Origin of the sequence: Nocardia sp. NPDC088792 (assembly GCF_044750615.1) — a bacterium.
Classification (GTDB): Bacteria; Actinomycetota; Actinomycetes; order Mycobacteriales; family Mycobacteriaceae; genus Nocardia.
In genome coordinates, this window is sequence record NZ_JBIVKC010000001.1 from 158,218 (window position 1) to 181,100 (window position 22,883).

Consider the following 22,883-nt stretch of genomic DNA (forward strand, 5'->3'; position numbering starts at 1 on the left):
CATGTCCGTTGCGGGGCACGCGTTCGGTATCGACATCGGTGGTAGTGGTGTCAAGGGCGGCGAAGTCGATCTGGCCACCGGCGAACTCGTGCACGACCGCATCAAGATCGCGACTCCGCAGCCGTCCACCCCGAAGGCCGTGGCGGAGACGGTCGCCAAGATCGTCGCGCAGGCCGGCTGGGATGGACCGGTCGGCATCACCATTCCGAGCGTGGTGATCGGTGGCGTCGTCCGCACCGCCGCCAATATCGACAAGGGCTGGGTCGACACCGACGCCCGCGCCCTGTTCTCGCACGCGCTCGGCGGTCGCGAGGTGACCGTTCTCAACGACGCCGACGCGGCCGGGCTGGCCGAGGACCGGTACGGCGCCGCAATGGAACACACCGGAATGGTCATGTTGCTCACCTTCGGTACCGGTATCGGCTCGGCGGTGATGTACAACGGCATGCTCGTACCCAACACCGAACTCGGGCATATGGACGTGCACGGCAAGGAGGCGGAGCATCGGGCCGCCTCGTCGGTGAAGGAGCGGGACGGGTTGAGCTACCACAAGTGGGCGAAGGAGGTAAGCAAGGTCCTGGTCGCGCTGGAAAATCTGTTCTGGCCGAACGTCTTCGTGGCGGGCGGCGGCATCAGCCGCGACTACCAGGAATGGATTCCGTTGCTCACCAACAGAACCCCCGTGGTACCGGCGACATTGCGGAACACGGCGGGCATCGTCGGAGCCGCCATGGCCGTGTCTGCCGGTATCGCGCCATAAGCACCCTGGTTCGATCGTTACAATGGAACAAGCCCGGCGGTGAGCCGGAACCGACACCGGCACGAGAGCCGGTATACCCCCCGACAGAACCGCTCCGCCGGATGATCACTCTGGCGTGACGCCGCACGAGACCGTCACGAAAGGGCGTACGTGGTAGCCACGAATACCCGAGAGACCGCCGACTCGGCCGAAGCCGCCGACTCAGCAGACACCACCGCAGCACGGCCGGTCAAGGCTGCCGCCAAAAAGGCCCCGGCCAAAAAGGTCGCGGCGAAGAAGGTCGCAGCCAAAAAGGTCGCGGCCAAGAAGGCCACCAAGGCCACCGCCAAGAAGGTCGCTGCCAAGAAGGCCTCACCCAAGACAGCCGGCGAGCCGGGTGCCGAGGGCGAAGCCGAAGAGGGCCTCGAGGAAGAGTCACTGGACCTCGAAGACATCGATATCGACGACGCCGAACTGGGCGACGACGAACTCGAGGTCGAAGTCGAGGACGACGAAGAAGAGGGCGAGACCGCCGAGGCCGCCGAGGAGACCGAAGAGGCCGAGGAGCCGTCCGCGAAGGACAAGGCTTCCGGCGATTTCGTCTGGGACGAGGAGGAATCCGAGGCGCTGCGGCAGGCCCGTAAGGATGCCGAGCTCACCGCCTCCGCCGACTCGGTCCGCGCGTACCTGAAGCAGATCGGTAAGGTCGCGCTGCTCAATGCCGAGGAGGAGGTCGAGCTCGCCAAGCGCATCGAGGCCGGCCTCTACGCCACGGAGAAGCTGCGCGAGTTCGCCGAAAAGGGTGAGAAGCTGCCGGTGCAGTCGCGCCGCGACTTCCAGTGGATCATGCGCGACGGCAATCGCGCGAAGAACCACCTGCTCGAGGCCAACCTGCGACTGGTCGTCTCGCTGGCCAAGCGCTACACCGGCCGCGGCATGGCGTTCCTGGATCTCATCCAGGAAGGCAACCTCGGTCTGATCCGTGCCGTCGAGAAGTTCGACTACACCAAGGGCTATAAGTTCTCGACCTACGCGACGTGGTGGATCCGCCAGGCCATCACCCGCGCCATGGCCGACCAGGCCCGCACCATCCGCATCCCGGTGCACATGGTCGAAGTCATCAACAAGCTCGGCCGCATCCAGCGCGAACTCCTCCAGGACCTGGGCCGCGAGCCCACCCCCGAAGAGCTCGCCAAGGAAATGGACATCACGCCCGAAAAGGTGCTGGAAATCCAGCAGTACGCCCGTGAGCCCATCTCCCTGGACCAGACCATCGGCGACGAAGGCGACTCCCAACTCGGCGACTTCATCGAAGACTCCGAAGCTGTCGTCGCCGTCGACGCAGTGTCCTTCACCCTCCTCCAGGACCAACTGCAGTCGGTCCTGGAGACGCTCTCCGAGCGCGAAGCAGGCGTAGTCCGCCTCCGCTTCGGCCTCACGGATGGCCAGCCCCGCACCCTGGACGAAATCGGCCAGGTCTACGGCGTCACCCGCGAACGCATCCGCCAGATCGAGTCCAAGACCATGAGCAAACTGCGCCACCCCAGCCGCAGCCAGGTCTTGCGCGACTATCTGGACTAAGCGTCAACCGAGATTGGGCCCCTGAGCTGCGGCTTTGGGGCCCAATTTCTATTTTGTGGCAGAGCACAGAGCTCTCAGTCAAGATAGTGGGATGGCGATCGAACATACGATCGACCTCGCCACGCTGTTGCCCTCGTGGGAGCTAGCACTGCGGGCCGAACGCAAATCCGACCACACGGTGAACTCGTATATGTACGGCGTCCGCCTCTATCTCGACTGGTGTGCAGCCAAAGGCCATCCGCCCGAGCTCGACCGCCACCAGGTCAACGCGTTCGTCGCAGACCTACTTGCATCCGGACTCGAACCAACCACCGCAAGAGCAAGACAGCTTGCGCTCCGGCGCTTTTCGGTATGGCTCGTCGAAGAAGACGAGCTGGACTCCGACCCCTTACTCGGCCTCAAGCCCCCCAAGCTCGATGAGAAGGTCATCCCCGCTCTCACCGACGACCAGATCAAGGGACTGCTTAAAGCCTGCCAGGGCAAGGACTTCCGAGACCGCCGAGACGAAGCCCTCATCCGGCTCATGCTCGAAACAGCCATGCGCGCAGGAGAATGCGCCGACATCGATCTAGCCGACATGGATGTCCGCCGCGGCCTGGTCACCATCCAACGCGGCAAGGGCGGCAAAGGCCGCATCGTCCCCTTCGGCCTCCAAACCGGCCGCGCCCTCGACCGCTACATCCGCGCCCGGCGCTCCCATCGCCTCGCGGACTCCCCGAAACTCTGGCTCGGCGAACGCAGCAAGGGTTTCACCTACTGGGCGCTCTACGACACCCTCACGTACCGAGCCGAGCTAGCAGGCATCGCAGGCTTCCACCCTCACGTCCTCAGACATACCGGCGCATCCCGTTGGCTTGGCGCCGGCGGAACCGAAGGCGGTCTCATGGCCATCGCCGGGTGGAGCACCCGTGACATGATCGACCGCTACACCAGATCGACAGCGGCCGCGCGCGCCACTGAAGAAGCCCGCGGATTGAATCTCGGTGACCTGTAGTTGATCTCGCAACTGCCGCGTTACCGCTGGTGTGTAAAACCAGTTTTACTAATCCAGTCTGTCCACGGCTCTGGCCTGCCGGTCATCGATCGTTTTCCCGTGCAGGTCAAGGAGCATCACGGTGTCAGGAATCGGACACAGATGGACTAGAGACCCTATGTCTGGACACCTGTCTGCAACATGTTTTGCTACACCCGGGCTCACTGCTGCTACATGACCCCCCAGCGACAGGGAACCATCGGAAGATCGCAGTAGAATAGAACCGCACCATGGATGCTCCAGAACCTCTCCCGGAGCATGCGCCCGTCAGGTCAGGGACCATGTGATCGTCCATCCGATCAGTGCGTTTGATCCGCAGCTCAGCCTGTCCCTGATTGTTCGCCACCTGGTCACCTGATACGTTACTGAAAGTTGATCTCGGGGTCCCAGGGGGTTTCGCAGCACGATGGTGATTCAATACTCCAACTTTGGCAACTTCGGTGACGACTGGGACGACGAGCCGGTACCTGCCCCACGTCCGGTCAAGCCCACCGAGGTGGAACCGCCGACAAAAATCGGAGTCGGACTTCCTGCGGTAATCGTGGTCCCGGTACATCCACGGCTGGACGACGGCGGCATTTCGATCGAGCTCAGCGCGGAAGTCTCTGGAGATCCTGTCGCGATCACCTTCTCGACTGTCGAGCGGCTGATCGAACGGTTGGGGCGGCATCAGCCCTGGGTGATGATTCCCTCAGTAGCGCTGCCGGAATTGCTCGGCACGGCAGCCATCTCGGTCGTGCTTGATCCTCTGCCGAAGACCTGCCGGAGCTGGTGGACCAGCGATCGGCTCAAGCACATGGAGTTCTATCAGAACGACATTGAGGAACCCGAGCTCATGAGAGGGGACATCCGAGCATGAGTGCTGGATTCGAGGTCATTCTCGATGATTTGAAGTCGATGGCCAAGACCTTCGGCGACGAGGCCACCACCTACGAAGGACTGGTGCCCGGCTTCCTTCCCGCCGCAGTGGATTCCGGCGATGCGGTACTGAACGAGGCGATGAAAGGTGGCCTCGAATTGCTGGAGATCCTTCATCATCAAATGGTCCGAGCTATTCAGATCCACGCGGAAAAGCTCACGTATGCTCGGGACTCCTACGAGCGTCACGACATCGACAATCGCAAACTCTTCGACGATCTCACCAAGGATCTGGACTAACCAGCGGGAAGGAGTGCCGGATGAGCTGGATCGGTGGCGATCTCGGCGGTCTTCAGGCCATGGGCACGGCAATGGAATCCGCGCCGGGTTCGACCGACCCCGTTGTCAAGGCTTTGAGTTCCAAGGTCGACACGATCGTCGGCGATGTCGGCTGGACCGGTGGCGCGGCCGATTCGTTCCGCAAGGCATGGACGGAAACCTCGATACAGGTCGGCGCATTAGCCACGGTCAACAGCAACTGTGGGAAGATCCTCGGGGACCTGGGCGACAACTTGCAGAAGATCGAGGCCGACCTCGTCAATGCCGCGCATGAAGCACAGCAGAAGGGGGCACAGATCGGCGACGACGGCAAACCTGGGACCCTCGTCATCACCGGAGACCCTGACTCCCAAGCCGCCAAAGACGCTCGCCAAGCCCAAACCGACTACACGAATACATACAACGCCGCGATCAAGCTTGCCCGGGGATTTCGACTACAAGCGGCCAAGGAATTCACCGGTGCGATCAACTTGATCAAACCTACCGGCAATGAAAGCGATTTCAGCTGGGACAAGCGCGTCACCCTTGCGGACTATATCCGCGGACTATACGTCATACCCAACGAGAAAAATACCGAATGGGCGGATAAGCTTCCAGACAAAATCAAGGCCGCCAACGCCGACCTCGACCAGGCTTTCACGGACTACACCAAGGCGCACGATGAGTACTTAAGCAAGGGCGAGCAGATCCCATTCGACGATCCCCGTCTTACCGCCACATTCGACGCCACCAAGGACTTATCTCAGCTGGAATCGAAGCTGTCGGCGGCTGAAGCCGGAAAGAGCGAAGCCCCGTTATCCAACCTCCTCAACATCAAAATCAAGGACGCGGACAAACTGATTCCTGCACTCGAGAAGGTCACTCCGAAGGGACTCAATTTCCTTAAGGAGATCCCGGTTGTCGATGTCGCGGCATCCGGCGTGGTCGCCGAACTTCAAGCCCAAGACGACATCCAGAAGGGCCAGAACCCCACCTCAGCGCGCGCATACGACTATGGCGCTGCCGCAGCAGGTCTCGCGGCCGGTGCCGGTGTCGTGGCCGGCGCTGCCGCGTTGTCTACTGCTGGCGTCGTGACTGCACCCGTGTGGGCCACGGCAGTCGTAGCAGGCGGAGTAGTTGTCGGTGTCGGGGATGTCTTCTACGAAGGGTTCCATGAGCACTGGGCCGAAGACATCCACGACCGCGGAGTTATCAGCGGTGTCGTGCACGGCACAGGAAGCATGTTCTCCAACACCGGACATGACATCAAGGACCTGGGTACCAGCGCCTGGGATGCCACGACCAAAGTAACGTCCAAACTCTGGCATGGAGTCTTCGGATGACCAATCACGCTACCGATTTTCAACCGCCGATCCCCGCGATCCCATTGTTCGGACAGTCATGGTATGAACGAGGTTTCGGATACTGGACAAAGCGCGCTCTGATTTCGATCGCCCTCGGAATCCTGCTGCTACTGTCAATTGTCTTCATCTGGGCCGTTGTGGCAACGATCATCGAAAAGGCAAGCTCATGGCCTCGGATTGTGTTGCTGCTCCTCGTGATTGGGGGCATCTCGTGGAGTCACTACGTCGGCTTCAAACAAGTTCGTACACGCAATACCACCCCGGCTTCGAACACCGCCGCCGGATCAGCGGGACTCGTAACCGGTGCTGCCGCATACGGCGGCTCGGGCATTGCCGGAGGTCTCATTCTCATCGGCCAAATCTTTGTTGTCGGGTGGATCACCGCCAATTTCGTGTACTCACTTCGGCGCTATATCAGCCCTTTCGAAGTTCGCGCGGTACAACAAATGCGGGAATGGTTCACGCAACATCCAGAAGTACCAAATAACCAGCGCCCCAAGCAATTTCAGCAATAGTTCTCGCGAACCATCTATGTCCACGTCTATCATCCACACTTCGTAAAAGCGCTTCCGCATATGCCGCACTCAATCGGTCCGGCGCAGTAGACACTTCGAGACACGCGGATCTTACGTCCACACTCACATTCGGCTGTCAATCCGTTGTTGTTGGACTTGCGTCCATCGCGCCGGTTTGGTTCACGCCGACGATAAGCCACCAACGCGAAGGCCAGTTCATCCAATTCGTCATGGTAAATCGCACGGGTTCGGTCCGGCACGCTGGTGATCGACCAACCGATCTTGGTGTGATGTTCCAGAGTCAGCCCAAGTTCCTCGCCGAGAGCACGATACTGCTCGTTGTGCCAGCGTCCCTGTCGACTGGTGTCCTTGATCCCGCGTACCGCCGCAATACCGTGTGCGGCCTCATGGAGCAGGGTGCCAAGCACGTCAACCACACCCCGTTGTAGCCCTTCCCCACCGACAAACAACTCATGGAGTTCGTATTCTCCACGTACCCATCGGTTCGGCGCGAAGTGCCCGAGAGTCAGATCACTGCCGCCCGATGATCCGGCCCCAACAGTGAGTACAACCTCGGGAACATCGGGATGGTGGGATCGGATTGTGGCCCAAGCGTTTTCCAGGGCGCTGACAAGTAGGCCGGTGATGGTGTCGGAGTCGGTCATGATCTACGGGTCCTTCCGAAGAGTCTTGACACGTACGTGTCAACCGGCGGCCCAACGGCTTTGACACGTACGTGTCAACGGGAATGGGAGACCCGGGGAGAGCGTGGATTCCCTGGGCGCGCGCCGCGCTCTGGCCGGGGCAGGCCCGCGGCCTGCCCTCAACGCCTGCCCAGGGGCCGCAGAGGCTCCAGATTCCAGGAGACGCGCCATAGCGTGCACGACCGAATTTCCGTCGCACACCGCCAGACTGGCTACCGGCAGGAGGTCCGGGAATTCGGGCGTGCCGGGCGCGGACCCTGGAATCTGGAGGGGCGGGCCCGCACAATGCGGCGCGCTCCCAGGGAATCCCCTACCCGCACAGCACCTCCGGGCCAAGCCGGGCACCGGACCAGCAACCGCAACCATTCGCACCGGACTCAGCCACCTCGACGTAACTTTCCGTACCGGACGTCACTACCGCGCCAGCGCTCCGGACATCACCACACACTCACCGTCACGTACGCACCCCACGTCACCGAACGTCACCACCTACCCAACTGCAACGCTTATTACCCAACGTAACCAACCACTTATTACTCAATGAAACTTTTTACTCACTTAACTATTACCATCAACACACATCTCTCTTCACTTACCTGCTCCCCTCTACAGGATCACCAAATACACATTGATGTGGGTATTTGGTGATCCTGTGGAGGGGAGCAGCATCGCCGCAGGTCGGTCTGCGTGTCGGGGGGTGCGAAACACGGGTCAAACTAGGTGACCGATCTGTCCACGTTTTGCACACGTTTTTCTGCGATGCGGCAAGCGAGACACGGGTTTTGCACCTGATCGGCCTACTTCAGCCCGTCTTCGGCACGGGTTTCACACCCCGGATTATCTTGATCAACAACGGATTCCGGTACCTATGCTTTGATGGCAACCCCCGGCAGACGGTCCGGTTTCGGGTGCCCGTCGCGTCCGGGATGGGGTGGGGGCGCGTGATTTTAACGGTGCCGCCGCTATGTCAAGCCCGGCTTCCCGCCCGGCGGCCCGGTGCTCACGGTGACGGCTCGGAGACCGGAAAGCCGGGCTTGACACAGCGGAACCGCGGCACCGAGTCGGGCAGTGGTGCCGGGCAGGCGGGGCCTGCCCGTCTCATCCACACGCCCCCACCCCACCCCTCAGCAAACATCCTGTAATGCCGATGTGCGCGCCTCCATCTGCGGATCGGCAAACTGGTGCGTTCCAGGCCCCGCGCAGCCCGTTAGGTATCCGAAGTACTGCGAGTGGTTTTGGAGGACAATGAAGCTCGCCGTCTCCGCCGAGGCGGCGATCATCCCGAGATCGGAGTAGCTGTGGCCGAGAACGACAAGGACGACAAGAAGAACGATGTCGTTGACGTACTGGTCGACCTCAAAGTGGCCCTCCAAGCCGAGGGCGAAGGGGATGACGACAGCGAATAGCTGCGTCGACCGTTAGCGCTTGCTAACGAATGCCCCCGTGCTGAGAGGGTCGCACGGAGGCGTTCCTGTCTCAGTGCGGCTGAAACCCACGCCAGATATTTTCGCTCATACATCCGGAAATGCCGCATGTCGCGCTGATCGGACCGGCCAGTGCGACGCGACGGAAGATCAACTGGCTGTGGCCATCCCGAGGTCGGTCGAGCTGATGCACCCGTGCGAGAACTGCGGAGATGACGGGGTGGTCAGGGGATGCTGCACGTATATCGTCTGTAGGACAACACATTTCGAGCATTTCAACTTGTAGGAGTAGATGATGGCTAAGTTGACCCCTCAGCAGCAGGCAACCTTGGACAGCTGGCGACCTGTCGTATGCAACTCGAACGGCGACTCTCTCCCGAACCCGGACGATGCCCACTCGTTCTACGTATGTGATAGCGCGGGTGCCCCGGTATTGCAGAGCTGTCCCATGGACGATGCTCTGAATAAGCAGGTCTACAGTCCTGAACTGGGCACCTGCGTTTCCCCGCGCGATGTCTCTGTCGATGAGAATCCTGCGCCGAGGGCCGAGTTTCAGGCCGTGCCCTCCAAGAGCGCCCCGGACGCCCCTGGAGTAGGGATCATCCGCCCGGGTTCCCGAGATGTTGGGTACTGAGCCAATTCTCGGTCGCCGCAGTTTTCGCGTCGGCAGGTTCGACGGCGTCTACGGCAGTCAGTGTGGTTGGTGAACGCGCGGGTTGGCTGAAACGTCCGCTCGTGCCGCGACCCGGGCGTTGGTCGGCCGTCCAAACTGGTTGGCCGACAGCGCCTCCTGGTGCGCGCTCATGCCGAATTGAGGGCGTTCTACTGCGGTCGACGGTGGACCGGGCCAGGCGGAGAACCGTTCTGGTACAACACCTTCCCGATTCCAGCGCGGTTTCTGCGGCGTGTGCGGAAGCTCTGTGACTGCCCGGGACTACGGCGACGCGGAGCTGGGTCTGCGTCACCATGATGGCACTTTGTGTATGGGTGGTCATTGACCGGTGTGAGAATCCGAGCAGCTCTCCGCCGCTTGCTGGGCGGATTGCAGGCGGAATCTGTCACAAGTCGCCGCATTCAAAGATGTTGGGATCAGCGCATTTTTGCGTTCGCACTGACGACAATGAGGGAGAATCCAAGGCTCGGACACTTAGACCATCATCTACCGAGGGAGCCACATGACTGATCCGACGAGCTTACGTCAACGTCTGCTGCAAGTCGTGGTGCCCTACGACGGAGCGGATAGGCCCCTCGGGGACCTCGCTCTCGTCACGCGGCTCGATAGCCAGACGTGCCAGGTCAAAGCTTTTGAGGGGGCGATGGCCGTTGAGGCGGAGAAGGCGTTGGTCCAGGCCGGTTTCATGACCATCAAAGATGGGGCATCGCTGAGGGTGTGGGAGCAGTCGGGCACCTGAGCTTGGCCGTCAGTACTCACTGACCCTGCTGTAGTGGCAGAAACAACACACCAGCATGGTGTGAGAGGGCCCCAGCCGGGCGAGGTCCCCGGGCCGCTCCTAAATCGTGCACCCGACGCGGTTGGTGGATCCCCCCCACGCCCGGCTTCGCCTGGGAGTCCCATGGCTACTCCGCTCGGGTGCCCCCTAGCGCGGCGCAGTCGACAGCCGTACTCACCGATTGAACCAACGTCCTATCATGCCGCTGATCGCTCGGTTGAAACGGTCACCAAACATCTGATGTTCAGCGCGATTCGGCTTGAGCAATGGCTTGGCTGAGCACCGCTAGTCTGACCGGATGGCCCCTCGACCGCTCTGGCGTCGATCCCCTAGCAGCCGCGAGTCATGGCGGCGTGCTGTCACCGAGTTCGAAGCGAGACCGTGGCCGTTCAGTGTGAGTGATCGCGCCCCGGACTGGTCCACGCAGTGGGTGACAAGTGAGTTGGAGACCTTGCCGATCCATGCCGAGTTCTTCCCCCAGTGGGCAGCAGCGTTGGGCATCGAAATTCGGTTCGACCTAACCTACGGAAGAGTGCTGGGTCAGCTGGCTCGCTCCGCTGGCGAGCAAGGAGCGATCACCCTTCCTGAGCCGGGCGTCCTCGCCACTGCTTTCGCAGTGCGCGACCAGCGAAGTGAACAACAGAACGGGATCGGATTCGGCTTTTATCCCGACAGCAGCGAACTCCTCATCGTGCAGGGCTCGGCTTTGATGTATGCCGACCTGGACGAGAAGACCGAAGTCGGGATTCCCGCAGTGCTCGCCGTCCTCGGCGATATCGTCGCAACTCTGCGTCACCCTCGCCCAGGCCAATGGGGGTGATCGGCCACGCAACGCATTCAAGTAGCCGCGACCCGGGCGTTCCGAACCGGCCGCGGGTTCGGCAGGCGAACGCACTGAACTGCCGCTGATCGCTCAATTCGAGATGCTCGCGGTGCCCGTTGGCGCAGGTGACGAGCGGGCAGGTCGACGTGCAACGAGATGATGTGAGTGTCGTCCGGCTCTTTCGATGCGGACCGTAGCCGAGTGGTTAGCCTCGACCGATGACCTGCGAGTTCGATATTGAGATGGTCGATCGAAACGAGGCGATCGAGGTCATGGACCGTTCCGTCGATACCCGGGTGCGGCTGTGGCACCGCACCGTTCCCTATAGTGACGACTTCGTCGCGGTGTGTGTGGAATTGTCTGGCGCCGGGATGGTGGCGTCGATGCGGGGACTGATCCTCGATGTCTATGCCGGTCGCTCGCTGCCGGCGTTCGTCAGCGCCTTAGAGCGGGATTTCGCTGGCTGGCAAGGGATCCGGACGTGGGAGAGCATGGACCACGAACTGCAGATCGAGGCGCGGCACTTGAACTTGGGGCATGTTCGGCTCGATTGGAGCCTGAATCGTCAGCCGAGCGAATCCCTGTCCTGGGCCGCGACAGTCGTGACCTACCTGGAAGCCGGTGAGCAGCTGCGACAGTTCGCTGCGGCTATCCACCGCTTCGTCCTGCCCGACGAGGTCGAGCACCGGTCGTAGCGCATATCCGCTCATGCCGCATGGCGCGCTGTTTGGAACGGCCACTGATCGAGGCTGCAACATCGGTCGGTGTAGACGGTTCGGGCACTTGGGTAGTCCCGGTGTCGATGCCGGCGGGTCACCTGATAGAAAAAGGGCGGAGCCCGTGCCTGGTAGTGACAGGCACGGACTCCGCTTGTTCAATATTCGGTTGTGTTCGGAGCGTTCAGTCGAACAAGGTCATCTGGTTCTGGTGGGCTCTCCGATCACAGTCTTCCCGGTAGGTTCTGGCCAGCCGCTGCACCTTGTACTTCGGTATATCGAAGTCCACGGCGATCGTGGTCCAACTGGAACCGTGGTCGTACTGTTCCTGGATCTCCCGCCCGAGCCGTAGCTCTGTCCGGCGGCTCATCGGTTTTCTGGCTTTGGCCATGATCGGACACCTCAACTTCGGTCGTAGGCGTCTTCTCGCTGGCACTCGCCGTCCTGGATCTCGCACCCTGCTTCTTCGCAGAGTCCACACAGGATCAGCGTGTCGACTGTTGCGACGACGGTGTCGAAGCAGTCCCGGCAGCCACACCACTGGTATCCCGAGCCACTCACGGCCGGTCCTCCCCTGGCTGGCCATCACCACGCACTGCGGGGTCTTCATCGACGTCCCACGGCTCATGGTGACCGCATTCGTAGCAGTACATGAGGTACTCGAACGGCGCGTCCACTGGGCGGGCCGGTATGAGACTCATTGGTGTACCGCAGCATTCGAGGTCGACGGTCATGCTGTCACCTCCGGGCTCTCGGTGAACACTGTCCACCGGGCTTCGATCGCCGAGACGATCATTTCGTCCGCGACGTGGATGTCACCGACGATCACCCCGACCTCGGTCAGATATTCCAGCTCGGCCCCGATCACCGCATACAGCGCCGATCGGTCGATGAGGTGAACCTCGGCCACCATGGCCATCACGCCTTCCTCGGCTGGCGTGCCCATTCCCACTCGCCGGGCAGAAACCCGCCGTGTGAGAGCCATTGATCCAGCCCGACAACGTGATCGGTGAGTTCGATCAGCAGCGGAATCAGATGCTTGTGATCGTGGGCATCCCAGATCCCGATCCCGTCGTACTGCTTGATCAACTCCCGGATTCGGGTCAGGGCCGTGTTCGGGTCCATTACCGCCTCCCGGTGATCGAGGGCTGTTCGGTGCACAGGTTGTGCTGGGCTTGGAGTGCGCCGAGATCCCATTGCAGGCACTGCACCTGATCGAGCAGTTCCTTGCACTCGTCTCGCAGTTCATCGCGCTCCTTGATCAGCTCGGCCACCCACACCCCATGAGCCTTCGCGTCGGCGGCAGCGGGTTCGCTGTCCTCGACCGCAGTCCCGTCTTGAAGGGCGTCGGTGATGGCCTGCAACAGATCTGCGGTCCCCGGACGGGGTAGTTCGGCCGTGACCGATCGGTATTGCCCGCCCAGGTTGTAGAGGAACGTGAACCGGAACTTCGCACCCGGCTCCATCGTGACCAGTAGCCGCCCGAACCGATCGGCACGTGCTGCGAGGGTATGACGACCCATCACCGCACCTCCTTCGAATCGGACAGGCCCAGGGATTCGCGCGGGGACCGATAACCGTGCTCGCGAGCCTGGTCAACCCATGCCGGCACTGACCCGGAACCGTCACCGTTGACGGTCTCCGTGTCATCGACCTCGTTGTCGATGCCGTTGTGGGGCGCCAGGATTACCCCGCCTCGGACCATGGCCTGAACGATGGCTTCGCCCAGGAGCTCATAGAGTGCTCGTGCCTCCTCGATATTCAGATACGCCTTCACACCATCGGAAATATCGACCAGCCAACGGATCTCGATATCGCCGAGCTGATCGCCTTCCTTCAGCACCTGAACTTTCGGCAACGGCATGCGATGCCACGACAAGCCCATATGCCCACGGCCTCCCTGGTAGTTGTCGGAGGTGTGTGCTGAGCTGCTCAAGAATGCCATGATCAGATTCCTTCTTGATTGGTGGTGTGAATGGTGTTGTGGTGCAAGCGGTTGTTCATCAGAACTCCCGTTCCTGCGGCCACACCGCGGGCCCGAAGACCGGCGGCAGATCCTCCGGCGACGGGCTGGGTCCCCAGTCCGGGCCGGAATCCTCGCCGTCGTTCTCGGCACTGAACCGGTTGTGCGCGATCAGTGCCGCGGTCAAGGCGTCGGCAAGGTCCGTGGCTTCCTCCAGAGCGAGGTAGACCCGTACTCCGGACTCGGCCGTGGGCTTCCAGGCGACCTCGATGCACGGACCGGCCGCACTCATGGTCAGGAACACCTCGGTCACGGTCTCGTGCCAGTGGAAGGTGATATCGCCACGGCCGTCACTTGTTCCGGCGCGGCTTTCCATGCATGCCATGGTCAGGCCACCTCGTCCGTGCTGGGCGCGCCCCACGGGTCATCACTGGCCCCGGAGTCGTTGCCTGCCTTCGGATTCGGTCGCCCGCCACTGTTGCGGTTCTTGGACCGGACCGGTTTGGCCACCGCGTATTTCAGTGACGTCCCCACCTCTTCGGCCACCAACTCCACGATCTGGCGTTTGACGCCCTCGCGGTCGGTGTATTCGCGCTGCTGCAACTTGCCGACCACGACCACCCGATCTCCCTTGGCCAGGGAATCAGCGACGTGCTGGCCTGCTTCGCGCCACTGGGTGCAGCGCATGAACAACGCCGTCCCGTCCTTCCACGCCTTGGTCTTCGAATCGAAGACCCGCGGAGTGGATGCGACCGTGAAATTGACCACCGCATCACCCGTATCGTTCATGAAACGAATCGAAGGGTCGGCGGTGAGGTTGCCGATAATGGTGAGAGTCGTCTCTCCGGACATGTCATAACTCCTGAAAGTTGTTGAAATAATTCGGATTACCGAAACCTAGGTCTCGGTGAGGTTGTCCAATCCTCGTAAACTGTGATGCAGGAGCATCACGGGTATTCAGCTGTCGTAGCCGGTACCTCCTTTCTGATTTGTTGTTAAAAAATCTTTGGATGAGATGGAGGTTCAAATGAAACTGTCTGCTATATAAGAAAACTCGTGATGGTCACGTCGGAACACGGCACATTGGCAGGCACAGGACAATAAGAGGGCACATTGTCTTCGTTAGGCTTCGGCTTGCATCTGTGCCGTCGATTCCGCCTGCGCGCTCGTCTGCTGTCCTTGTTCAGCAGTGGACTGTTTCTGCGGCGCCGGGTGCTCGCTGTCGGCATCGGCCTCGGCGGTGGCCTCGGAATGCGCGGTCGCGCCATTGGTGTGCTGTGCCTCGGCATGCTGTTCTTGTCGTTGACCAGTACGCTGGCGAGCCCTTTGGTTCTCATGCGGTACCGCATGTCCATTGGTGGAAGTGGATGTGGCGGTAGCGGTTTCCTGCGGATGTAAAGTGCTGATGCAGTCTTCCAGGCGGTCCAAGCGCCCGGCGAGGTCGTCGAAGCGGCGTGCGTTGTCCTGGCGCCACTGGGTGATCTCTGCCTGTTCCGGCTGCACCGTGGTGGTGGTGGTCCGGGCGAGTTGCTGGCGGTGCTCGGCCACCTTTTGCTCACTTGCCGCGGCGGTGTAGCGGGCTTTTACGGCCGAGACTCCGATGGTGTGCTCGAACACATTGCGGGCCACCGGTTTCGACGGATCAGTATCGACCCGGTCCAGGGACTGCACGACCTGCCCGCGCTGCTCAGGAGTAAGCACGCTGTCGTGCACGGTGTGCTCGATACCGGCACGCAACCCCAACAGATACGCACTCGCTTTGGCCTGCTCCTCGACGGGCATGCCGGCCGCGGCGCGGGCCTTGGCGGCCTGGGATTCGCGCTGGTATTCCTCGGTGCGGGCCTGATACCACGCACGAGTCGTGCCGATCTCGTGGTTCATAACCTTCTGGGCATCGGCAAGTTCGGCAGCGAATTGCTTGTAGTCCGCGCGTGAGAGCCGGATCGATCCATCAGCAGTGGCTCGCTGGATGCGCTGCAACATCTGGAACAGCAACGCTGCCAGTTGTGGCCAGTTACGGGCGAGTTCGTCAACTTGGTTACCGGACATGAGATTTCGTTCCTTTCTCGGACTTCAGGGATTCAGGCCGTAGCCTCGGTCAGCGCGGCACGGGTGCGGGCGACGCGCCGGGCTCGCCACCAGGCCCGTATTGGGCGGGAATGGGCGAAGTAGAAACGCGACATCGCATGGAATGCGGCGGTGCCGAGATCGCGGGCGGTGTGAGCGGTGATGCTCCAGTCCGGGCGGCCCGCGCTGAGCCATGCGCCGTAGCCGATCCAGCCCGCCAGCCACACCAGCACCGGGACCACGGCCGCCTCGGGTGCACCGGATGCCGCGGTCAGCCACATCAGCGGCCCCGTGATCACGACCGCCGCCATGAAGGCGCGGGCACCGAGCACCCGGCGGCGTGCCCGCACAGTCCATTTCGGTCGGACGAGTTCGGCGAGTTTGATGCCGGAGGACTCCATGAGCGCTTGCAGTTCACCGTCCCAATCGATGCCTTTCCCGCTGTTGGTGGTCATGCCGAAACTCCTTCGTGGTTGTCGTGATGGTTCGTGTCGATCCCGTGCAGCCAGTGCGCGGTCAGCGGGTCCGGCACCATGGCCGTCGTGTCCGGGGTGGCCGCTCGGGTGTCCTCGCTGCTGTCCGCGTGGCCGTTCTCGGCCGTGGTGGTGTCCGTGCCTGGGGACAGGTAGCGGCGGACAGTGCGTTTGCTGACCGCGAGTTCGGCAGCGATGCGGGCGTGAGTCCAACCTTGGGCGTGCAACTCCCGGGCCCGCTGCCGACGGCTGTCCGCCTCCATGTCCTCGCTGTTGTCCACCTCACCGGGGACTGTGTCCGCCTGTCCGGACACCGCGGTCACTACCTCGGAGACCGTGAGGATGGGCTCGGCGAGTGCTTCGATCTGTGCTGCCAACGGAATCTCCGGTACGACAAACGATTTCGATGCGACTGCCTGGACCGATTGCGGTACAGCGGAGTTCAACTCGTCCCGATGCTTCGATTCGGTGGCCCTGGAGGGGGTCAGCGAGAGCAGGGCGAACCCGCACACCACCATCAGTCCGTCCAGGGTCAACGGCCCGAACTCCGCGGCTGGATGCCCATACCCCCAGGCCAGTAGCACATCCCGCACGTGGCTGTAGGAGATCACCGCGGACCCGAGTGCCACCGTGCCCGCGCCACCGAAGCGGGCGATGGCCCAGCCGGGCCCGCGCCGCCACGTGACCCGCGAAAGCACTTCGATGCTCAGTACGAGTCCGATGGGCCAGATCGCGGACCCCACTCGTGCCGCGATGGCTAGGGCCAGCCCGGTGGGCATGTGGACAGTCGGTAGGAAGGTGTGCAGGACATTGGTGGCCACCGAGGTCAGCGACCCGAACACGAACCCCACTCGCGCGACCTGACGGCCCCGGGATTCAACGGTGTGGGTGGTCATCGTGTCCGCCCCCTGTCCACCTCGGTGTCCGGGGTGTCCACGATGCTGTCCACCCGGTTGTCCGGGGTGGCCACAATGTCCGGGGCGGCGTGTCCGGGGCGGTCATTGTTGTTGTCGCGGTAGCCGTTCTGGGTGGCCACGTAGGCGGCGATCGGGTGCAGGTAGTCGGTCATGCGACCTCACCGCCCTCAGCATCGAGGCCGAGATCCGCGCGGCGGGCACGTCCGGAATCGAGGTCGCGCACCGCCTTCAGCGGAATCCGCGGCTGAGTGTTCTGTGTCCAGCGTTGCGGGTGCGGGTCCGCCGGCAGTTCGGTGATCTCGTCCAACTCGACCGGGATCACGTGCCCCCATTGGGCTTTCAGCGCGTGCACCCACACCACGTCGCCGCGGTCGAACTCGGCGAGCCGGTTGGGGTCGATGAAGAAGGTTTCCCGATTGCCTAGCGTCCCTTCGTCGCCGACCTTGCCGTTCTTGGAATGCCGGGAGTTTTCGGTGACCGGGCGTGTCCCGAACACCTCCGACACCTTGCCCGCGCCCTCCAGAGCCATCAGCAGCGCTCCGGAGGGGCATGCCTCCATCAGGCGGCGGCGTTCGTCCTGGGTTTGGCCGAGCCCGTATTGGTTCTGGGCGGAGAAGATCGCCACCACACCCATACCCAACAGCCGTTCCGCGATGGCGAATTGGTTGATGCCACCGGATTTGTCGGCCACCGCCGACATCTCATCGATGATCAAAATGATTTGCCGGTCATGATCCCCACATGCGAACTGGGAGATCAGAGTCGTGATCGCGGCGACCTGGGCGCGGGCATACTCGCCACGTACTGTGCCCGGGGTGGTCGCGTAGATGACGTCGAAGCTGTCGAGGGGTCGGCCGCCGTCGAAGCCTTCGCCGATCGCGTTGAAGATGTTGCGGAACTTGCCCGCCACATCCCCGATCGCGGGCGGCCTGTTCTGCTGCAAATCATCGATCTCCGCAAGAACTGCGTCGTGGCCCGCCCAATGATCTTTGAGCCAATCCAGTGAAAGCCGTTCCTGGAAGTCGTCTTTGCCCTTGGGCTTGCCGCCCGGGGCCATCACCGCGAGCTGGACCACCCGGATACGGTTCTGCTTGAAATGCTCCGAACCCGCATCCGTGGCCTGCACCGGGTTGATCATCGATTCCAGCGTGGCGCACTGATCACCCTCGTTCAGATCCCACATATCGAACCGATTCGTAATGGGCCACAACGCGATCCGCTCCGGTCGCACCCCCAACCGATGCGCGATCTTCACCATCTGACGACCCGTCGCCAGCCCGCCCTTGCCGCCCTTGCAGTCCAGGTAGATCAACAGGGGACGCTTCTCCCCGGTCCGCACGTACCGATGCCAGTACGCCTCGTACAAGCCGGTTCCCAGGCGGACCTGCATGGTGGTCTTGCCCGCCTTCTGCGACTTACCCAGCACGATCATGTGCCCGAGATCCTCGATCGGGATCTCCAACTTCGCCGACCGCTTCTCCACCAACTGCGTAATCGTCGTCGGCTGCGTCGCATCGGTGCGCTCCGACAGCGGCCCGAGCACCACACGGGTTTTCAGCCAGCCCGTCACCAACGGCGCACCGTACTTCGCCGCCTGACGCGCAGCATGAGCCCTGCCGTGCTGCTGACGGCGCAACAGCCGCCGGGTCTTCCACGGCGAATCCACACCCTCCGTCCCCAACCGGGACAGGAACCGCGCCCGATACAACGCCGCACCACCCCACGCCAGCGGCAAGCATCCGGCGGTCATCGCCACCAGGGCCCCGGAGCCGGGACCGGAATGCACGAGCACCCGAGTGCCCTGCCACCACAACGCCGGAGCCGCAAACCAGGAGTTCGCGATCCCCATCGCTCCCACCGGCAACACCAGCGCCCCAAGGGCATAGTTGCGGACCTGGCGGGCATCCCAGCGCCGCGCATGCGCCACCCGAATCATGGCTACCGCCAGCACGACCATGAACCCGACCCCGAGTAGCAGGGTGCCGAACCATGCGAACACCTCGGTCACGCTGGAGATGTGCAGGTGCCAGTTCGGGGCGTGCCAGCCATTGGGTAGGGACGGATTCTGGAACCTATCCGGCGAATGCTGCTCCGCCGGAACCGTATTCACCGGAGTACTCACCAGAGATTGAGACGGCGCAGGAATCTGCGTGGTCGGCACCGCGGTAGAAGTGGCGCCGCAGTCCGCGGGAGTGATCAATGGCACGCAATCACTCATGACTCCTCCACCTCCTCCGGTGACTCGGCCTTGTCGATCAGCGCTTCGAGAGTGGTGGCTGCCTCGTCGCGGTTCATCGACCACAGATCCAGGCCCGGTGTGGTCGACCACAGCGCTGCTCCTGAGGAAGTCATCCCCAAATGAGTGATGACTTCGTGCAGCCAGCGCTGTATCCGGGCCTCGGATGCGCCACCGGCTTCATCGACGAACACCCGCAGCGGGCGGGGAAGGTTCGATTCGGATTCGTGCATGATCACCGCACTCCTTTTCGCGCCAAAGTGGCGTCCAGGTCATGGATTTCGAGATTCGGCAGACGATCGAGATTCCGCTGATGAGCAAGACGCGTCGCCGCACCCTCGACCGCACGGCGCAAACCGTCTCCGCGCACGAAGTACAAGACGCCGCACAAGTCGTTGCGCTCGGCGGCCTCCAGTGCCGCGGACAGTGACCGGGTCAAGCGGCCGTCTCCGAACTTGCGGGACAACTCGACCTCGACCGCCCACACCTTGTCCGGATCAGCGAAATCCTGAAACCACGCATCGTGAATGTGGATGCCGGCAAGCCCGCTCTCGGTCTTGAGCCGCCGCCGCAACAGCCGCTCACTGGTCCACACCTGCGGATCGGTATCCAGACCGGTCAGCGCCAAGCGCAACTCCGTCACCGCGGTCAGATGCGCCGCCGTCGACGCCTTCGGATGCCACTCACCCGGATCGAATTCGAGGTAACCCCAAGCGATCTGGCGATCCGCGAACATCCACAGCGGACCATGCGGTGCCGCACCCGGTTCATCGAAATTCTTCGAGTTCCGCCACGGCCCCGGCGACCCGTAATCGATACGCACCACATGCGCACGGCCGGACTTCTTCAACCTCCGCGCCAACTTGTGCGCAGCGCGTGGTCCTTTACCCACCGCCTTGATCAAGGTGTCGAACGACAGGCCGTACTGCTGCGTGCCGAACTCCTCGATGTGGGTTTCCCACGCCTGCAACCGAATCTCTGGCTCACTCATGAGCCACCTCCGGCGGCCGAGGGCATTCCGCAGGCAACACCGCAACCGGTCCCACAGTCGGGCACACCACCACCGACGACGGAATACTGTCGTGCCGCCCGAACAACAGAACCCCCAGGTACAGGCCCGCCGCGAACACCAAACCCGCCAACACCAGAACCGCGAGCACACCCGGATGGATCGACGCAGCCACTCGGTCCTCACGCCCAGACATGAAGTAGTCGTTCATCGCCGACCACCCCGCCGCCTCGGGCCGAAAGGGTTCGAGTAACTCCAGATCAGGCCCGCAATTCCAAGCAGGAGCACCGCGATCAGAAGGAGCACCCCGAGCTGTGGCACGAAGAGTCCGACAGCCAGAACAACAGCGATCAGCAGGAAGGCAGTACGAATCATGCTGCACCGCCAGCGTTGTGCTTGTTGCGGCAGATGCGACGTCGGCGCGCTTGTGCAGACTTCCGGCTCAAGCGCAGGTAGTGCTCCTTGCGCGCGTGTTCGGCGCGAAATGCCCGCTCTTCCGGCGCGAGTAGTCCGTCAGGGTCTACCGTTCGCTCGAACTTGTCCATCAGCGCGCGCCTAGCTTTCGCAGTCCGAGCTGCGCGATCCTCGGTTCGCGCCCACGATGCATGCGCCGCAATCCTGGCTTGCAGCGCGCGATCACCCTTGTCCTGTGTCACGAGAAATGCCTCCGATCAGTTCCTTTTGAAACCCTCGGGCGAGCCCTGTACTCGCCTGTGTCACAAGAGAACTCGATGAGGCATGGACGGCATCATGGGCAAAAGGGATTTCCAAGGACGTCCCGACGGAGTAAACTCGTCCTTGGAAATCCTCGATGGGGGTGAGGCAGTGTCGAACGACCGCCTACTTGAATCCTTGCTGCGCAACGGCTTTAGCCCAGACAGTGCCGCCGAGGCACTGGGCGTCGACGCGAAAACAGTTGAGCGGTGGATCAGCAAAGGCAGGACACCGTATCCGAAACATCGACGCGCCATAGCAGCGCTCGTTCACGAGTCCGAGAACTATCTGTTCCCCGATGCGATTGATGCCGAACGCCGAACCGAATTGGCTGAGGCTGAGGTCGTCAAGATTTTTCCGCATCGCAGTCTGATCCCAGCCGAGCTATGGTCCCGGCTGCTGCGGGATTGCTCGGAGCGGATAGACATCTTGGTCCTGGCTGGACTCTTCCTCGCTGAAGAGCCCGCATTCGCCAAGACAATCAAAACCAAGGTGAAGCAGGGACTTTCAGCGCGGATGCTGTTCGGTGATCCCCTCGCAGACGAAGCGGTCAAGCGAAGCGGTGAGGAGAGACTCGCGGTCGGAACCGTACCCGCACGTATCAAGAACGCCTTGGCGCTCGTGGAACCGCTGACAGGTATCGACAGTGTCGAGATTCGTTTCCACGGCACGACCCTCTACAACTCGATCTTTCGCTTCGACGATGAAATGATCGTGAACATGCATGTCTTCGGTCAGCCCGGGGCGTACGCACCTGCAATGCATCTGCGTCGCTTGCCCATGGGCGACCTCTTCGAGACGTACATGAGTAGCTTCGAACACGTCTGGTCGAACTCCGATGCCGCCGACTTCTCCAGGATCAGGGCATGAGCCGAACTGACTTCTTCCACGATCCGAACGCGCCGAAGGCCAACAGCATCAAGGTCGCGGTTAGCGCGCTAGTGCAGGACGGCCAGGGCCGAATCCTGATGATCCACCGCACTGACAACGACAAGTACTCGATTCCCGGCGGCGGCATGGAGGTTGGCGAGACGCCGGCCCAGGCTGTTGTTCGCGAAGTCGAGGAAGAGACAGGCATACACGTCACAGTGACGGGCCTGGTAGGAGTTTTCTCGAACCCTGACCATGTCATCGCATATGACGATGGTGAAGTCCGTCAGGAGTTCTCCATCTGTTTCACTGCCGATCCGATTGGCGGCGAGCTACGGACGAGTACAGAATCGAAGGCCGTCGAATGGATCGCGCCAGACGACCTGGACACCCGCGACATCCACCCATCGATCAAACTCCGAATCGAGAGCGGGCTGACGAGCCGAACCGAGCCGTACTACACCTGAACAAGGTCGGTTAGCAGTCGCTCGGTCCTCTCAGCCGCGGCGATCAACTCCCCGGATGCCTCCGTCACTGAGCGTGCCACCACATGATCCGGTCCATACCGGTCAAGGACCTCATGGATGCGGCGACGCACATCAGTGACTCCCCCAGTTGGCGTGGTAGTCATGTCGGCCCACCACAGCGCATCTCGGACAGCGGTTCGCTCGTCCGGCCAATCAATTGCGGCGCCCTGGTTCCGCGCCTCGATACACGCACACGAGTGGTTCGCTACTAGCCCACACAGTCGGTCTGTGGCTCCGAGGTCCGCCAGGAACATCGCGCCATCGATGGCATGAACCCCTGTTCGAATTAGCCGCGGCGCATAGCCGACATCATGCAGCCAGGCCGCCGCCACAAGCAGATCAGGATCGTCGACCACACTGATAGCGCGCTCAGCTTGTCGGGCGACCCCCTGAGTGTGCTCCCAACGTCGCGGTAGTCCCTTAAGCTCGACACGCGCGATGTTGGCAGCCCAGCTACGCAGGTCGGTCGCCATCTTCACACTCCACACGGTAGTGGCGGGCTAGCCGCTTCGCTCGCCTGATCACGGGTCGAACTGCTCAGTCCAAGATATCGGCGGACATCACGCTCACCCGCCACCTCG

At 62.1% G+C, this 22,883-nt stretch carries 30 protein-coding genes; 13 read left to right on the forward strand and 17 right to left on the reverse strand.

Going from position 1 to position 22,883, the window contains the following annotated elements; genetic code table 11:
* Position 1: 1 nt before the first annotated feature.
* The 7 genes from ppgK to ACIP5Y_RS00755 all read left to right on the forward strand — a co-directional run bounded on the left by ppgK (position 2) and on the right by ACIP5Y_RS00755 (position 6,408).
* Positions 2-760 (forward strand): polyphosphate--glucose phosphotransferase, encoded by a 759-nt coding sequence (gene ppgK, locus ACIP5Y_RS00725; RefSeq protein ID WP_400346366.1) that lies wholly within the window; start codon positions 2-4, stop codon positions 758-760.
* Positions 761-910: 150 nt separating this feature from the next.
* Entirely contained in the window at positions 911-2,320 is a 1,410-nt protein-coding gene (locus ACIP5Y_RS00730; RefSeq protein WP_400346367.1) for an RNA polymerase sigma factor, read from the forward strand.
* Positions 2,321-2,411: 91 nt separating this feature from the next.
* Positions 2,412-3,314 carry a tyrosine-type recombinase/integrase gene (locus tag ACIP5Y_RS00735; RefSeq protein WP_400346368.1) on the forward strand — a complete coding sequence of 301 codons (903 nt, stop codon included), beginning with the start codon at positions 2,412-2,414 and terminating at the stop codon, positions 3,312-3,314.
* A 445-nt stretch (positions 3,315-3,759) separates the two neighbouring features.
* A complete protein-coding gene (locus ACIP5Y_RS00740; RefSeq protein WP_400346369.1) occupies positions 3,760-4,212 on the forward strand; it encodes an SAV_915 family protein in 453 nt (150 codons plus the stop codon).
* Positions 4,209-4,511, forward strand: a complete 303-nt coding sequence (locus tag ACIP5Y_RS00745; RefSeq protein ID WP_400346371.1) for a DUF6317 family protein — start codon at positions 4,209-4,211, stop codon at positions 4,509-4,511. Before ACIP5Y_RS00740 ends, ACIP5Y_RS00745 begins: the two co-directional genes overlap by 4 nt.
* Positions 4,512-4,531: 20 nt before the next feature.
* The gene (locus ACIP5Y_RS00750) at positions 4,532-5,872 is read left to right on the forward strand and encodes a WXG100 family type VII secretion target (RefSeq protein ID WP_400346373.1); all 1,341 of its coding nucleotides are present in this window, start codon (positions 4,532-4,534) and stop codon (positions 5,870-5,872) included.
* Positions 5,869-6,408, forward strand: coding sequence for a hypothetical protein (locus ACIP5Y_RS00755; protein WP_400346375.1), 540 nt, complete (start codon positions 5,869-5,871; stop codon positions 6,406-6,408). The genes ACIP5Y_RS00750 and ACIP5Y_RS00755 overlap by 4 nt, the downstream gene beginning before the upstream one ends.
* 29 nt (positions 6,409-6,437) lie before the next feature.
* Here the strand turns inward: ACIP5Y_RS00755 and ACIP5Y_RS00760 are convergent, their stop codons facing one another.
* Positions 6,438-7,073 (reverse strand): hypothetical protein, encoded by a 636-nt coding sequence (locus ACIP5Y_RS00760; protein WP_400346377.1) that lies wholly within the window; start codon positions 7,071-7,073, stop codon positions 6,438-6,440.
* A gap of 1,758 nt (positions 7,074-8,831) precedes the next feature.
* Between ACIP5Y_RS00760 and ACIP5Y_RS00765 the strand changes: the two genes are divergently transcribed.
* The 4 genes from ACIP5Y_RS00765 to ACIP5Y_RS00780 all read left to right on the forward strand — a co-directional run bounded on the left by ACIP5Y_RS00765 (position 8,832) and on the right by ACIP5Y_RS00780 (position 11,505).
* Positions 8,832-9,170, forward strand: a complete 339-nt coding sequence (locus ACIP5Y_RS00765; protein WP_400349036.1) for a chitin-binding domain-containing protein — start codon at positions 8,832-8,834, stop codon at positions 9,168-9,170.
* Positions 9,171-9,711: 541 nt separating this feature from the next.
* Complete coding sequence (locus tag ACIP5Y_RS00770) at positions 9,712-9,948, forward strand: hypothetical protein (RefSeq protein WP_400346378.1); 237 nt, start codon at positions 9,712-9,714, stop codon at positions 9,946-9,948.
* A 481-nt stretch (positions 9,949-10,429) separates the two neighbouring features.
* Positions 10,430-10,807 (forward strand): hypothetical protein, encoded by a 378-nt coding sequence (locus ACIP5Y_RS00775; protein WP_400346380.1) that lies wholly within the window; start codon positions 10,430-10,432, stop codon positions 10,805-10,807.
* 221 nt (positions 10,808-11,028) lie between these two features.
* Entirely contained in the window at positions 11,029-11,505 is a 477-nt protein-coding gene (locus ACIP5Y_RS00780; RefSeq protein ID WP_400346382.1) for a DUF6228 family protein, read from the forward strand.
* A gap of 205 nt (positions 11,506-11,710) precedes the next feature.
* Here the strand turns inward: ACIP5Y_RS00780 and ACIP5Y_RS00785 are convergent, their stop codons facing one another.
* The 15 genes from ACIP5Y_RS00785 to ACIP5Y_RS00855 form a co-directional block, all read right to left on the reverse strand.
* Positions 11,711-11,917 carry a hypothetical protein gene (locus tag ACIP5Y_RS00785; RefSeq protein WP_400346383.1) on the reverse strand — a complete coding sequence of 69 codons (207 nt, stop codon included), beginning with the start codon at positions 11,915-11,917 and terminating at the stop codon, positions 11,711-11,713.
* 339 nt (positions 11,918-12,256) lie between these two features.
* Positions 12,257-12,445 carry a hypothetical protein gene (locus tag ACIP5Y_RS00790; RefSeq protein WP_400346385.1) on the reverse strand — a complete coding sequence of 63 codons (189 nt, stop codon included), beginning with the start codon at positions 12,443-12,445 and terminating at the stop codon, positions 12,257-12,259.
* Positions 12,445-12,651 carry a hypothetical protein gene (locus tag ACIP5Y_RS00795; protein WP_400346387.1) on the reverse strand — a complete coding sequence of 69 codons (207 nt, stop codon included), beginning with the start codon at positions 12,649-12,651 and terminating at the stop codon, positions 12,445-12,447. The genes ACIP5Y_RS00790 and ACIP5Y_RS00795 overlap by 1 nt, the downstream gene beginning before the upstream one ends.
* Positions 12,651-13,049 carry a hypothetical protein gene (locus ACIP5Y_RS00800; protein ID WP_400346388.1) on the reverse strand — a complete coding sequence of 133 codons (399 nt, stop codon included), beginning with the start codon at positions 13,047-13,049 and terminating at the stop codon, positions 12,651-12,653. The genes ACIP5Y_RS00795 and ACIP5Y_RS00800 overlap by 1 nt, the downstream gene beginning before the upstream one ends.
* A complete protein-coding gene (locus tag ACIP5Y_RS00805; protein WP_400346390.1) occupies positions 13,049-13,471 on the reverse strand; it encodes a hypothetical protein in 423 nt (140 codons plus the stop codon). Before ACIP5Y_RS00805 ends, ACIP5Y_RS00800 begins: the two co-directional genes overlap by 1 nt.
* A 58-nt stretch (positions 13,472-13,529) precedes the next feature.
* The gene (locus ACIP5Y_RS00810) at positions 13,530-13,874 is read right to left on the reverse strand and encodes a hypothetical protein (protein WP_400346392.1); all 345 of its coding nucleotides are present in this window, start codon (positions 13,872-13,874) and stop codon (positions 13,530-13,532) included.
* Positions 13,875-13,876: 2 nt separating this feature from the next.
* On the reverse strand, positions 13,877-14,341 hold the full coding sequence (gene ssb / locus ACIP5Y_RS00815; RefSeq protein ID WP_400346394.1) for a single-stranded DNA-binding protein: 465 nt from the start codon (positions 14,339-14,341) through the stop codon (positions 13,877-13,879).
* A 270-nt stretch (positions 14,342-14,611) separates the two neighbouring features.
* Positions 14,612-15,538 (reverse strand): hypothetical protein, encoded by a 927-nt coding sequence (locus tag ACIP5Y_RS00820; RefSeq protein ID WP_400346395.1) that lies wholly within the window; start codon positions 15,536-15,538, stop codon positions 14,612-14,614.
* Positions 15,539-15,570: 32 nt separating this feature from the next.
* Positions 15,571-16,011: a hypothetical protein gene (locus tag ACIP5Y_RS00825; protein ID WP_400346397.1), complete on the reverse strand. Its 441-nt coding sequence runs from the start codon at positions 16,009-16,011 to the stop codon at positions 15,571-15,573.
* Positions 16,008-16,925 (reverse strand): DUF2637 domain-containing protein, encoded by a 918-nt coding sequence (locus ACIP5Y_RS00830; RefSeq protein WP_400346399.1) that lies wholly within the window; start codon positions 16,923-16,925, stop codon positions 16,008-16,010. The genes ACIP5Y_RS00825 and ACIP5Y_RS00830 overlap by 4 nt, the downstream gene beginning before the upstream one ends.
* Positions 16,922-17,098 carry a hypothetical protein gene (locus ACIP5Y_RS00835; RefSeq protein ID WP_400346400.1) on the reverse strand — a complete coding sequence of 59 codons (177 nt, stop codon included), beginning with the start codon at positions 17,096-17,098 and terminating at the stop codon, positions 16,922-16,924. The genes ACIP5Y_RS00830 and ACIP5Y_RS00835 overlap by 4 nt, the downstream gene beginning before the upstream one ends.
* Entirely contained in the window at positions 17,095-19,068 is a 1,974-nt protein-coding gene (locus tag ACIP5Y_RS00840) for a hypothetical protein (RefSeq protein ID WP_400346402.1), read from the reverse strand. The genes ACIP5Y_RS00835 and ACIP5Y_RS00840 overlap by 4 nt, the downstream gene beginning before the upstream one ends.
* Positions 19,069-19,160: 92 nt before the next feature.
* Positions 19,161-19,415, reverse strand: coding sequence for a hypothetical protein (locus ACIP5Y_RS00845; RefSeq protein WP_400346404.1), 255 nt, complete (start codon positions 19,413-19,415; stop codon positions 19,161-19,163).
* A 2-nt stretch (positions 19,416-19,417) separates the two neighbouring features.
* Positions 19,418-20,173, reverse strand: a complete 756-nt coding sequence (locus tag ACIP5Y_RS00850) for a hypothetical protein (RefSeq protein ID WP_400346406.1) — start codon at positions 20,171-20,173, stop codon at positions 19,418-19,420.
* Between the two features lie 389 nt (positions 20,174-20,562).
* Positions 20,563-20,736: a hypothetical protein gene (locus ACIP5Y_RS00855; RefSeq protein WP_400346408.1), complete on the reverse strand. Its 174-nt coding sequence runs from the start codon at positions 20,734-20,736 to the stop codon at positions 20,563-20,565.
* Positions 20,737-20,929: 193 nt separating this feature from the next.
* On the opposite strand from ACIP5Y_RS00855, the gene ACIP5Y_RS00860 reads away from it, so the two are divergent.
* Together ACIP5Y_RS00860 and ACIP5Y_RS00865 are read left to right on the forward strand one after the other, a co-directional pair.
* Positions 20,930-21,775 (forward strand): XRE family transcriptional regulator, encoded by an 846-nt coding sequence (locus tag ACIP5Y_RS00860; protein ID WP_400346410.1) that lies wholly within the window; start codon positions 20,930-20,932, stop codon positions 21,773-21,775.
* A complete protein-coding gene (locus tag ACIP5Y_RS00865; protein ID WP_400346411.1) occupies positions 21,772-22,242 on the forward strand; it encodes an NUDIX hydrolase in 471 nt (156 codons plus the stop codon). The genes ACIP5Y_RS00860 and ACIP5Y_RS00865 overlap by 4 nt, the downstream gene beginning before the upstream one ends.
* Here the strand turns inward: ACIP5Y_RS00865 and ACIP5Y_RS00870 are convergent.
* Positions 22,233-22,775, reverse strand: coding sequence for an HD domain-containing protein (locus ACIP5Y_RS00870; protein ID WP_400349037.1), 543 nt, complete (start codon positions 22,773-22,775; stop codon positions 22,233-22,235). The two genes, ACIP5Y_RS00865 and ACIP5Y_RS00870, sit on opposite strands and share 10 nt — an antisense overlap.
* Between the last annotated feature and the right edge of the window lie 108 nt (positions 22,776-22,883).